This is a genomic window from Streptomyces botrytidirepellens (assembly GCF_003721215.1).
Taxonomy (GTDB): domain Bacteria; phylum Actinomycetota; class Actinomycetes; order Streptomycetales; family Streptomycetaceae; genus Streptomyces; species Streptomyces himastatinicus.
Genome location: NZ_RIBZ01000115.1, coordinates 1 through 12180 on the forward strand (window position 1 = coordinate 1; position 12180 = coordinate 12180).

Annotated in this window: 9 protein-coding genes; 5 read left to right on the plus strand and 4 right to left on the minus strand. The window is 67.8% G+C overall.

The window, feature by feature from the left end; all coding sequences use genetic code 11:
- Nucleotides 1-630, minus strand: a 630-nt coding sequence (locus EEJ42_RS08915) for a protein kinase family protein (RefSeq protein ID WP_484422001.1), incomplete at its 3' end; no start/stop codon positions are given.
- A gap of 321 nt (nt 631-951) precedes the next feature.
- Between EEJ42_RS08915 and EEJ42_RS08920 the strand changes: the two genes are divergently transcribed.
- The 5 genes from EEJ42_RS08920 (at nt 952) to EEJ42_RS08940 (ending at nt 9181) form a co-directional block, all read left to right on the plus strand.
- Nucleotides 952-1182, plus strand: a complete 231-nt coding sequence (locus EEJ42_RS08920; protein ID WP_123099433.1) for a DUF397 domain-containing protein — start codon at nt 952-954, stop codon at nt 1180-1182.
- Between the two features lie 223 nt (nt 1183-1405).
- Nucleotides 1406-5566, plus strand: coding sequence for a type VII secretion protein EccCa (gene eccCa, locus EEJ42_RS08925; RefSeq protein WP_123099434.1), 4161 nt, complete (start codon nt 1406-1408; stop codon nt 5564-5566).
- A 98-nt stretch (nt 5567-5664) separates the two neighbouring features.
- The gene (locus tag EEJ42_RS08930) at nt 5665-6093 is read left to right on the plus strand and encodes a hypothetical protein (RefSeq protein WP_123099435.1); all 429 of its coding nucleotides are present in this window, start codon (nt 5665-5667) and stop codon (nt 6091-6093) included.
- A 56-nt stretch (nt 6094-6149) separates the two neighbouring features.
- Nucleotides 6150-8465, plus strand: a complete 2316-nt coding sequence (locus EEJ42_RS08935) for a hypothetical protein (protein WP_123099436.1) — start codon at nt 6150-6152, stop codon at nt 8463-8465.
- A gap of 14 nt (nt 8466-8479) precedes the next feature.
- Entirely contained in the window at nt 8480-9181 is a 702-nt protein-coding gene (locus tag EEJ42_RS08940) for a hypothetical protein (RefSeq protein ID WP_148081897.1), read from the plus strand.
- A gap of 45 nt (nt 9182-9226) precedes the next feature.
- Here EEJ42_RS08940 and EEJ42_RS08945 read toward each other — a convergent pair whose 3' ends face one another.
- The 3 genes from EEJ42_RS08945 to EEJ42_RS08955 all read right to left on the minus strand — a co-directional run bounded on the left by EEJ42_RS08945 (nt 9227) and on the right by EEJ42_RS08955 (nt 12116).
- The gene (locus EEJ42_RS08945; protein WP_246096255.1) at nt 9227-9976 is read right to left on the minus strand and encodes a hypothetical protein; all 750 of its coding nucleotides are present in this window, start codon (nt 9974-9976) and stop codon (nt 9227-9229) included.
- 116 nt (nt 9977-10092) lie between these two features.
- Complete coding sequence (locus EEJ42_RS08950) at nt 10093-11535, minus strand: putative T7SS-secreted protein (protein ID WP_123099438.1); 1443 nt, start codon at nt 11533-11535, stop codon at nt 10093-10095.
- A complete protein-coding gene (locus tag EEJ42_RS08955; RefSeq protein ID WP_148081898.1) occupies nt 11535-12116 on the minus strand; it encodes a hypothetical protein in 582 nt (193 codons plus the stop codon). Before EEJ42_RS08955 ends, EEJ42_RS08950 begins: the two co-directional genes overlap by 1 nt.
- Between the last annotated feature and the right edge of the window lie 64 nt (nt 12117-12180).

The window sequence follows — 12180 nt, forward strand, 5'->3', positions numbered from 1 at the left end:
GCCCGCGAGCTGCTCCGGGGGCAGGGCGTCGGCGTCCAGCCCCGGCAGCCCGGCCCGCGCCTCGCCGTCCGGCCCGGCGGCCCGTACCGCGCCGAACCCGGCCAGCCGGGGACCGTCGCCCGCCAGGAACACCGTGCCCGGCGCGATCCCGGCATGCGTGAACCCCGCCGTGTGCACCTCGTCCAGCGCCTCGGCCAGCGCCGCGCCGACCGCCCGTACGGTACGCACCGGCAGCGGTCCTCCGTACGACTCCAGCGCGGCGGGCAGCGGCAGCATCGGGAGGTACGGGGATGCGCTCCACGGCGGCTCCGTACCGCCGACGGAATGGCTGCTGTCACCCGGGGGCGTACCGTCGGCCGAGATCTCCACCACGGGGACGGTCCACCGGCTTCGCGAGGCACCGGCCAGCAGCCGGGCGTTCTCCGCCTCCGCCCGGAACCGCTCCCGGTACCCGGCGTCGTCCGCCGACGCCACCGGTGGGGCGCTGATGAGGACCGTACGATCGCCACCGTTGCCGCGTGCGATGAAGCACCGCGCCATCGCGGCGGCGTCCCCCGCGCCGGGATCCAGCCGCGCGATGAGGTGATACGGACCGATCCGCCGCGGGTCGTCCCGGCTCAGCGGCTCCACGCGCGCCTCCCGCCGCCGGCGGGTATGTGCACCACGTCAGCCACCGCTCAGGCTCCGCCGTCCGCGTCTGCGCGTGCGCCTGTACTTGCGCCTGTGCCCGCGTCGACATCGGTCGTGGCGAACGTACTCACGTGCAAGGCCCCCTCGTTGTACCGCTTCTCCTGCTCGTGTCATGCGCGCGGCAGCCAACCCTACCCGGCGGTTCCGGGCCACCTCCTTCCGGTGTTCGATTGCCGCTGCGCACACCGGTGGAAGAGACTGTCCGTCAAGGGCTGTGGTTGCGGGTTTGTTCCCGCGGTAATGCGAAGGGATTCTCCACCGATGGCTGACGCCAAGGAAAAGGCCGAGCTGTACGCCCTCGACATCTCCGGTGTCGAGTGGCTCAGCGCGCCGGGCAGCACCACCGAAGAACGCGTGGAGATCGCCTATCTGCCGAACGGGGCCGTGGCCATGCGCAACTCGGCCGACCCCGAGACGGTGCTGCGCTACACGGAGGCCGAGTGGCGCGCCTTTGTACTCGGCGCGCGGGACGGGGAATTCGACGTGAGCTGAGCACGGTTCGCGCGATGCGCGCCGAGGGGGCGTACACCGACTGGTGTACGCCCCCTCGGCGTGTGCGTCGGCTTCTGTGAAGGCCCCAGGGGGCCGTCCCGCGGTGACGGGGCGTAGCGATAGGCTCACGGGGTTCGGGGGACGACGTCACCGCGGCACCGGCGGGACGTGTACCGCATCTCGCTCTGTGCAGGGAAGCTGAAAAAGGGGGACTGACCGCCCGGTGAGCCAGATTGTCGTCAAGCGTCCTCCCCGGGCGCTGCCGCCCGATGTGCCCACGGGCGAAGTCCAGCTCACCGCGCCCCCGGAGCTGTCGCGAGCGGAGCAAGGCGGCCTGCTGACGCAGCTTCTGCCGCTGCTCGGCATGGGCGGTTCGGTGGTCTACTTCTTCAACTCGGGCGCGGGGCCCTTCATGCGCGTCATGGGCTGGATGATGCTGGTGTCGGCCCTCGCCACCGTCGCCACCCAGATCGTGCGCTTCCGGCGCGGCACGGAGGGCCGGACGGCGGGGGCGCGCCGGGACTACCTGACGTACCTCGCGCACACCCGGCGCGATGTGCGCCGTACCGCCCGCACCCAGCTCGACGTGCTGCTGTATCTGCACCCGGCGCCGGACCAGCTCTGGGCGATGGTCGCCGACGGCAGCAGGGTCTGGGAACGCAGGCTGGGCGACGAGGACTTCGGCCAGATCCGGGTCGGCGTCGGCCCGCAGCAGCTGTCGACCCCGCTGGTGGCCCCGACCACGGCCCCCGTCGACGAGCTGGAGCCGCTGGCGGCGGGCGCGATGCAGAGGTTCCTGATGCTGCACGGAGCGGTGGACGGACTGCCGGTGGCGGTGTCACTGCGCCGCTTCTACCACCTCACGGTGGCCGGGGACGCGGACACCGCGCAGGGCACGGCGCGCGCCCTGGTGGGCCAACTCGTCACCTTCCACTCGCCGGAGGACCTGGCCGTGGCCGTCCTGGCGGGCGGCCCGGACGCCGTCGCGCGCTGGGACTGGACGAAGTGGCTGCCGCACACCCAGGTGCCCGGCGCCCTGGACGGGGCGGGCACGCGGCGGCTGTTCTGCCGGGACGCGGACGAGCTGGAGGCGCTGCTGTCCGCCGACGGTCCGGGAGGCCCGCTCGCCGGGCGGCCCCGGTTCAGCCCCGACGGCCCGCCGGTCCTCGACGCGCGCCATGTGGTCGTCGTCCTGGACGGCGGCACGGTCGCGGCCGACGCGCTGCTGGCTCACGCGGAGGGCATACAGGGCGTCACCGTCATCGAGGTGGTGCCGGGCGAGCTGGACGAGCCGCGCGGCGGCCTGTCGATCGACGTACGCCCCGGGCGGCTCGTCCTCCGGTCGGCCGCCGGGCTGGTCTACGAAGGTGAGCCGGACACGCTCCCGCTGGAGGCGGCGGAGGCGCTGGCCCGCCAGCTCGCGCCGCTGCGCATGGGCGCCGGCGGCGACCAGGACGAACCGCTGCTGGCCGAACTGGACTTCACCGACCTCCTGGACCTCGGCGACGCGGCCTCCGTGGACGCCACCCGGTCCTGGCGGCCCCGTACGACGGCCGAGCGGCTGCGGGTCCCCATCGGGGTCGGCGAGGACGGCGAGCCGGTGATGCTCGACCTCAAGGAGGCCGCGCAGGGCGGCATGGGCCCGCACGGGCTGTGCGTGGGCGCCACCGGTTCGGGCAAGTCGGAGCTGCTGCGCACGCTGGTCCTGGCCCTCGCGGTCACCCACTCCTCCGAACACCTCAACCTCGTCCTGGCGGACTTCAAGGGCGGCGCGACCTTCACCGGCATGGCGGAGCTGCCGCACGTCTCCGCGGTCATCACCAACCTCGCGGACGACCTGACGCTCGTGGACCGCATGGAGGACTCGATACGGGGCGAGCTCCAGCGCCGCCAGGAGCTGCTGCGCGGTGCGGGCAACTACGCCAACGTCCACGACTACGAGCGCGCGCGGGCCGCGGGCGCCCCGCTGGAGCCGCTGCCCACCCTCCTTCTGATCATCGACGAGTTCAGCGAGCTGCTCAGCGCCAAGCCGGACTTCATCGAGATGTTCATCCAGATCGGGCGCATCGGGCGCTCGCTCGGGGTCCATCTGCTGCTCTCCTCCCAGCGCCTGGAAGAGGGCAGGCTGCGCGGCCTGGACACCTACCTGTCGTACCGCATCGGCCTGCGCACTTTCTCCGCCACGGAGTCACGGGCCGCGCTGGGCGTGGCGGACGCCTACCACCTGCCCACGCTGCCCGGCTCCGGCTACCTGAAGTTCGGTACGGACGAGATGGTGCGCTTCAAGGCGGCGTACGTCTCGGGCCCGTACCGCACCTACGACCCGGCGGTGGACGGCGGCGACGGCGGACCCCCGCTCGACCGGCGTCCCGCGCTGTTCACCGCGAAGCCGGTCCCCGCCTCGTACGCCTCCCCCGACCCTTCCGGGGGCACGGCCCGGCCGGACGACGCCCTGTCCCGCGACGCCTTGTCCGACACGGTGCTGGACGTCATCGTCCGGCGGCTGGAGGGGCAGGGTCCGGCCGCGCACGAGGTGTGGCAGCCGCCCCTCGACGTGTCCCCCGCGCTCGACGAGCTGCTCCCCCCGCTGGCCATCTCCCCGGCCCGCGGTCTGCACGCGCCGGACTACGCCCGTCCCGGCGACCTGATCGCCCCGGTCGGGCTGGTCGACAAGCCCTTCGAGCAGCGGCGCGAGGTCCTCTACCGCGACTTCTCCGACGCGGCGGGCCACCTGCTCGTGGTGGGCGGACCCCAGTCCGGCAAGTCCACCCTGCTGCGGACGCTCATCGCGTCCTTCGCCCTCACCCACACCCCGCGCGAGGCCCAGTTCTACGGCCTGGACTTCGGCGGCGGCGGACTGTCCGCGCTCGCGGGCCTGCCGCACGTGGGCACGGTCGCCTCGCGGCTGGACCCGGAACGGGTGCGCCGTACGGTCGCCGAGGTCATCGGCGTACTCACCGACCGCGAGGAACTGTTCCGCACGCGCGGCATCGACTCGATCGCCACGTACCGGAAGCAGCGGGCGGTGGGCGAGCTTCCCGACGAGTCCTGGGGCGACGTCTTCCTGGTCATCGACGGCTGGGGCGCCTTCAAGCAGGAGCACGAGGCGCTCGAGGGCCCGGTCATGGACCTCGCCACCCGCGGGCTCGGCTACGGCGGCCACCTGATCCTGACCGCCTCCCGCTCCATGGAGGTGCGAGCGGCGCTCAAGGACCAGTTCCTGAACCGCCTGGAGCTGCGCCTGGGCGACCCCCTGGACTCCGACTTCAACCGCAGGACGGCCGCCAACGTGCCGGTCGGCGTCCCCGGCCGCGGCCAGACCGCCGAAGGCCTCCACTTCCTGGCGGCGCAGCCGCGGCTGGCCGCCACCGCCGAGACCGACCCGGTGGCCGCCGGAACCGACACGGCTACCGTTGGGGAATCGGCTGCCGCCGGGCAATGGGCTGCTGCCGGGGGAGCTCCCTCTGCCGGAGGAGCGACTTCCGCCGGGGTGGCGGCCACCGCCGGGGCAGCGGCCGCCACCGGGGCAGCGGCCGCCACCGGGGCAGCGGCCGCCGCAACCTCCGCCCTGGTCCGCGCGGTCAGCACCCACTGGCCAGGCCCCGCCGCCCCCGAGGTCCGCGTCCTCCCCCGCGAACTCCCCGCCGACCAGCTGCCGAGGCCCCTCGACCACCCGCACCTCGGTCTGCCGATCGGCATCGACGAGGACGGCCTCGCCCCGGTCTTCATCGACTTCGACGCCGCCCCCTTCTTCCTGATCTTCGGCGAAAGCGAGTCGGGCAAGACCTCCCTGCTGCGCCTCCTGGCCCGGCAGATCAGCGAGCGCTACACCCCCGACGAGGCGAGGATCGTCGTCGGCGACTACCGCCGCACCCTCCTGGAGGCCGTCCCGGAATCCCACCTCCTGGAGTACGCCCCGGCCGCCCCCGCCCTCGAGATGCACATGGACGCGCTCAGCGCCCTGATGCAACACCGGGCCCCGGGTCCCGACGTCACCCCACGACAGCTCCGCGCCCGCGACTGGTGGAGCGGGCCGCGGTTCTTCGTCATCATCGACGACTACGAACTGGTCGCCACGAGTGCCGGAAACCCCCTGGAGCACCTCCTGAGCGCTCTCCCCTTCGCCCGCGACGTCGGCGTCCACCTCATCATCGCCCGCAGCACGGCCGGCGCCTCGCGCACCTCGTTCGAGCCCTTCCTCCAGCGCGTCAAGGAACTGGGCGCCCAGGGCGTCATCCTCTCGGGCGACCCGGGTGAAGGCGACCTCCTCGGAGGCATCCGCCCCCGCCGACTCCCCCCGGGCCGCGCCACCCTGATCACCCGCAAGGGCGGCACGCCGCTGATCCAACTGGGCTGGCTGCCCGCGCGGTTGGAGACCGAATAGTTCCTGAATCGACCGTGCGACGCGAGTACGGAACGCGCTACTTTAACGGCCATTGACGCCTGTCATCACCGGAAGTTGACGCGCCACCAGGGGGGACCGTGTCGTTCGACGAGCAGTGGGCAGCGCTCCGCACACAAGCGGCCGAGCGCCAGGCGACCCGCATGCAGATCAACACCTTCCACGACGGCGGCGCCGCTTCTCCCAAGGAGAAGCTCAAGGTCACCTCGAAGGTGCTCCGTGACATGGCCGACAAGGCCGACGGCACGCGCAGGAGCTTCGCGAAGGCCGACAACCAGGCCATGAAGGAGACAGGCCAGGTCAAGGGCAGCCTCAAGGGGTTCGACTGCGCCGCGGCCTTCGACACGTTCGAGGATCGCTGGCGGGCCCAGATGCGCCATGTCCAAGGTCTGCTCGAACACGGCGTCGCCGGCGCCCTGCGAAACGCCGCAGCGGACTTCCAGATCGGCAACAAGGACACGGCCGACGCGTTCCGGGACCACGACGGGAACAAGCGCGTCGCCAGATAGCACCTTCCGAGGCACTACCCCACATCGACATAAGGGCATGGAGCGTAAGACGGGCAATGGTCTCCTACCACGACCTCCTCACGGTGAACCTACAGCCGCTCTCCGATGCCGTCGACAAGTGGCGCGGGTTGCCGGAACACTTCCTCCAGGTCAGCACCACCTTCTCCAAGCAGGTCGGCTCCCCCATTGCCAACTCCGACTGGGAGGGCAAGGCAGCAGAGGCAGCCGCCGACAAGATCAAGGCGGTCGCGAAGCAGATAGAACAGGCCGCCCTTGAGGCCAGGGATATGCACGGCCTTCTCAGCGACGCCCACACCAGCTTCAAGAGCGCCCAAAAGAAACTCAAGGACTACCGGGACGACATCGAAGCGGACAAGAATCTCGCGATCGACGAACAGGGCCAGGTGTCCTACAAGCCCACGAACCTCGACGACCTCTCCGTGCAGGCGCAGGGCCTGCAAGCCAAGAGGTACTCCGAAACGGTATACGGCTACAACGAACAGATCATGCAGGTACTCTCGGACGCCACCACAGCCGACGAGATCCTCCAATGGGCCCTCGCCCAGGATTTCAACGGTCGGGGCAAGGGGTTCACGGGCGACGGCTTCAACAGCCTCAAGGGCGCCAAGCGGGGCCGCGAGCATGCGTTCCGAGACCTCAAGACCGTCACCGAGCTGGCACAGTCGAAAGCGGACCTGTCCACGGCCCAGTTCCAGCAGGTCAACTCGATCCTCTCGCGACACGAAGGGGACCCTCTCTTCTCGGAGAAGTTCGCCACCCAACTCGGCGCGAAGGGCACACTCCAGTTCTGGGAACACGCCGCCGATGAAACCCAGAGGGGCGGCGACCGAACGAAAGCACTGGAGAAGTTACAAAGGTCCCTGGGCTTCACCCTGGCCACGGCTTCCCACTCCCACAGCAGAGCGATCGAGCAGTGGAAGCGCGACGTCATCAGACTCGGCCCCCAGCGCCTCGACAACACCCACTCCGACGGCGGCCCGTTCGGCAAGGGCCCGTACGGCTTTCAGGTCATGAGCAGCCTGCTGCGGCACGGAGAGTACGACAAGAACTTCCTGCTGGACTACGGCAAGGGCTACAAGGACCCGCGCAGCCACGAGAAGGACGGCCGCACGGGAGGCTTGATCGAGTTCGACCGTAAGCACAAGGACGACCTCAAGGGCCTGTGGAGCCCCAGCGGGTATGCGGCCTACCTCAATTTCGGCAAGGGAAGCGACCAGGGCATGGATCCCATGGCGGGGTACATGGAGGCGCTGGGGCGCAATCCGGAGGCGGCGCAGGCGCTCTTTTATCGCGAAGGCTATAACAAGAGTCTTTCTGGGGATCCTGACCCCGATCTCAAGTATCTCCTACAGGACCGGAATTGGCCTAACGGCAACCTTCTCGCCGCCAACGACCGAGGGTACGGGTACGACGAATTGGGACACGCCCTCGAGGCCGCCACCCTCGGCCATCCGTACGACCAGCCCGAACTGGGACTGCACAGGACACCCGAAAGCGCCAACGTGATGACTCAGGCAGTTGTCATGGTCGCCGAGAATTCCGGACTGGTTGCGGACAAACCAGGGCTCAGCGACAGCCTTGCCAGGATGGGCGCGGGGTATATGGATAACCTGGACTGGGCAACGGCGAACTACGGTGATAAGAATTCGGGCGACCAGATTCGAAACGCCGCCTTCGGCAGCATCGGTGGAGATGACATCTTTGTCACACACGAGAGCGCCAAGGACTTCCTTTCCGCAGTGGGCCGCGACGACGACAGCTACAAGATCCTCTCGGTCGCGCAACAAGAGTTCACCGCCAGCGCCGTCAAGGCCCATCCTCAGGCAGACGATTCCCTTATCGCCATCTTTGGAACCGCCGCCGAGACTCAGGGAATCCTCGATGAAGCACGGGCCGATGCCATCACATCGAGCGCCGAGGACAGCAAAGCCGAGCAGGCAAGAAAGCTATCCGAGGCGGCAGAGTGGAAGAAGTACGGCGTCAGCCAAGGAATCAGTAGCGCCACAAGTCTCATCACCATGCCTCTTGAGACGGCGAGGCACGCCCCCTTCGTCACCCCATTTATCGAAGGCATAGGCGGAGCCATGGAAACACACAAAGGAATCGAGATCGACAGAGAAATGGAGCGACGTCAAGAAGAACTTGACACAAAGATCGACAGGGATGCGAGCGACCTCAAGAAGGAATTCATCGAGAAGGGCCAACGCAGATCAGCGATGACTTTCGATTCATACGTCGCAGTCCATCCGGACGTCGACAACTCATCGTGGTACGCCCGAGCCGACGAATCCATAAAGAATGGCTACGATCGCGGCGCAGGCAATAGCAGGCTCACCGGCAGCGGAACATGACAGAAGACCGAAGGATGATTGCGATCCCACCACATTCCCTCGCGAGGCCTCTTCGCACCGTCATTCCACTGACGTGCCTGCTGGCCTTAACCATCACCGCCTGCGGTGGAGGAGATGACGGCCCGCAACAGAACCAAGAACAACAAACCAAGAACCCATACCTTAATACCTTCAGCGAGAGGACCTGCCGGGGCACCTTTGACAAGGAATCCGTGATCGAGGCGAAGCATGATCACGACCTGCGGCAAGTCACCGAACCCCGCACTGGGAGCGACTTAACCATCCCGATCAGCATCGACATGAACAAGCACATGAAAACCTTCAAGCCGTTCGGTGGACAACCATGCGCAATCCTTGACGAATCAGCCAAGAAGAAATTGTTCAACATTACGGTGAACTGGGGCCCCAACTCCTTCCCTGCGACCGAAAGGAAGAGCGGCAAGACAACGTCCTACAGCGTACGCAAAACCGGCAACGGAAAGCGCGCCGAGCTCCTGGTCGACTGCCAACGCCCCGACCTGGCCCAGAAGTCCAAGGACAAGAAGATGCTCGCCTTCCAGGTGACGCTCACCGACAACGTCGGCCTCTCCAACCGCTCCGAGGTCAGCATCCTCACCAAATCCGCGCAGAGGTTCACCGACCTGGAAGGTCGTCTGTCCTGCCAGAACAAAATCACGTACCCCGCCCCGGAGACAGTCACGGTCGCGGCCCGTTGAGGCGGCCGAGGGCGCTGTCCCCACGCCCCGGCTCACCCAACCCCGCTACATCGCCACAGCAGTCGGCGCCAGCAGGCGAGAAACGCTGTCGACGAGCGTCTGCTCCCCCACGCTCCGCGCCGTGATGCCCGAGGGAGCGTGCGGCGCGTCGACGTTCACCGTCCACAGCTCCTCCGCGGTGGCGTACGTCATGAGCAGTGGTCCGGGGGTATCGGCGAGCAGCACCAGTTGGCCGACCACAAGGGCATTGTCGATGACGTCCTTCATCGGGGGAGCCATCGAGTCCCGTTCGAGAGCCTCGGGATCCAGCTCCTGGGTGGGGCCGTCGTGTCCGGCCGACTCGTGCGGGTCGACCAGCCGACGGATGGATTCTGCCGCCTCAGGCACCGTGGCCACCAGAGTGAACGCATGCATACCGCCGCCGGTGACGTCCTCGATCAGCAGCACGTCGGTGCCGTGGATGAAGACATAGGCATAAGAAGTACCCTCGGACGTCGTCCGTTCCACCGCCAGGACGCGCTCCGCAGTCCTGCGCAGCGTCAGCGCCAACTCCAGGTCCGGAGAGAAACGCATGTCCATCTCGACGTCGGCGGACCGGTTCTCCTGGCGCAGGGCCGCGTCGAGTTCAGCGGTGTTGGCGATCTCCACCAAGTCCCTCGACACCAGCGACCGCAGCGCGGTCGCGAGCACCCAGTCCCGCTCCTGCGCGGGCATCCCCTCCAGATGGGGAGCGGCAACGATCGTGCTTCCGCCCTCCGTCGCCGGACTCAGCACAGCGAGCTCTTCGTCGGTCAACCGGAGCAACGGCCGAGACCCCTCCTCGGCAAGGGCCTTGCCGAGGTCCCGGCGTATCTCCTCGAGCGTTGCGCCACCTTCGTGGGTCTGTGGCACGGGAACAACCTCTTTCTTGCTCACCAGAACTTCAGTTTCTTGACCGAGTCGACCGTGCCGTCCACGACGTGCTCCGCGGTCTTCACCGCGTGCGAGGGGTGGAGGGCAGCGTTGACCGTCGTGTCCACCGTGTTGTCCACCGCGCTCCCCACGGCATCTGACGTGGCGTTCCAGGCGGTTTTGGCACCTGCGGCGATGTCGTCGCCCCACTTGTCGTAGATATAGCTGCCCGCGAAATACGCGCCTGTGGCACCCACCACTGCCCAGCCAGCGACCGGGATGCTGGCAGCAACAGCCTCCGAAGCGAGGAGACCGCCGCCCAAAGCGGTTTCTGAAAGCACGGCTCCCCCGCCCAACGCCTGTGCGCCCCCGGCAATTCGGTCTGCCACACCACGGCCTCCGCCATGGTCTGGGCTTATCGCTTGTTTGAGCCCGCCGACGATGGCCAAGGGCATCATGGCCTTGCTGATCTTCCCAATGGTCTCAGCCGCACCGACCCCGCGGGCGGCGAGACCCGCAAGCCTTCCGTCACCGGCCGCAGCATCTGAGAGCCAGGCCGGGCCCTTCCCCATCTTCTCCAGCCACTCCTCGGCGGCTTTGCCGCCCTTCGTCCACTGCTGCCAAAGGGCCATGGTGGCGCTGATAGACCCCCGAATCTTTGAGAGCTTCTTGATTTTGTTATAGCCCTCTTTAAATTCCGTGTACTTCTTATACTGCTCGCTGTTCTGTATCTTTTCCAAGAAATTCAGCTCGGTCGTTCCGGCCCTGGGCGCCCCGGCCCGGTCTTCGTCATATGTTCCCTTGACCGCACTCTGGGCCCTGTCGTGTGCCGTGTCGCGCTGGCGGCGAGCCTCGGCCAGGATCTCTCGAGCCGTTTCCATGTCCGCAGCGCCCGGGTCGTGGAATGCGCCCGGAGCTTTGGGAGGAGCCGCGCACTCCGTGTCGTCGACGGCAGACTTGCTGTTATAGGCGTCAACAGCCTTGCTATGGGCTTTGACCTTGTCGTTGTGCGCCTCGCGGGCCCTGTCCGAGGCTCGCTTGCCCCGCGCAAAGGTATCGATCGCCTCCCGAGCCTGGCGCTGAGCCCATTCCACGGTGTGAGCGACGTCCGTCAGCGCCCCGCTCGCTCGATGACACGCGTGCGCGATCTGGAACCACTTCTTCGGCTCAGTGGACACTCGCTTGCGGAAGGCGTCTGCTGTCTCTCCCTTGATCTCATGGGAGTTCAGCCTCCGTATCCCCTCACCGACCGACTCAAGACCCTTGGCCAGACCCCTCAGCTGCGCGGCGTTCGACCGGAGCTTGGACGCATCGCCGTGGATCAGCTCTTTGGGCTCCTCGGTTTGGCCCAGCTCCAGTTCGCCCGGACCCCAGCCCACATGCTTCTCAACCCAGGCGCCGGCCAGACCCGCGTTCCTCGCAGCGGGATCCACAACGGTCGAGGTGTGGCCGCTGGTCGGCATCAGCGCCCGCTCCCCTCAGCATCGCCAGGGGTCGTATGCCGCCCGGGCCCATTCCCGCCGGTACCGACGTAGTCCCAAAGCGACGATTGCGGTCCAGTCTGCGGATAGGGCTGCGCGCGGTAGTCGGACGCGCCGGAGCCGGAAGGGCCACCGAAGTTCCCGAGAATGCCACTGACGCCTGCCCCGCCTGGGCCCACCGCGGTGCCCACGGCGGCATTGCCGAGGCCGGCCCTCAGCGCGCCCGCCCGGCTCCGGTCTTCCTCCCACAGGGCACCGGCGGCCTGACTCAGCTGAGTTCCCAGTGAGTTGGCAGTCTGCTCCAGCATGTTGATGCCCAACTGCCAAAACTCACAGAAATCCGAGAAAGTACTGGAAAGTCCCTCGCCACTGGCCTCGGTTGCCGACAGGCTCATGGTGCTCAGGATGCCGTTCTGCGCGGAACCCTTGCCCTTTCCGGCTCCGTCCAGACCGTGCAACGCTGACCGCAGACTTCTGGTGATGCGCTCCTCGGCCTCCTTGGTGACCTTCAGTTCACCATGGTCGCCCACCACCTGTGTCTCCTTTCCCTCGCGCCGCTCCATCCACGGCATTTTCCGAGTCCATGTCGAAGGCATCGGGCAGCGACAGTGACTTCCGAGTACCTTC

Coding starts and splice junctions, on each gene's coding strand:
- EEJ42_RS08920 (WP_123099433.1), top strand. CDS start 952: ATGGCTGACGCCAAGGAAAAGGCCGAGCTGTACGCCCTCGACATCTCC.
- EEJ42_RS08935 (WP_123099436.1), top strand. CDS start 6,150: ATGGTCTCCTACCACGACCTCCTCACGGTGAACCTACAGCCGCTCTCC.
- EEJ42_RS08940 (WP_148081897.1), top strand. CDS start 8,480: ATGATTGCGATCCCACCACATTCCCTCGCGAGGCCTCTTCGCACCGTC.
- EEJ42_RS08950 (WP_123099438.1), bottom strand. CDS start 11,535: ATGCCGACCAGCGGCCACACCTCGACCGTTGTGGATCCCGCTGCGAGG.
- EEJ42_RS08955 (WP_148081898.1), bottom strand. CDS start 12,116: ATGGAGCGGCGCGAGGGAAAGGAGACACAGGTGGTGGGCGACCATGGT.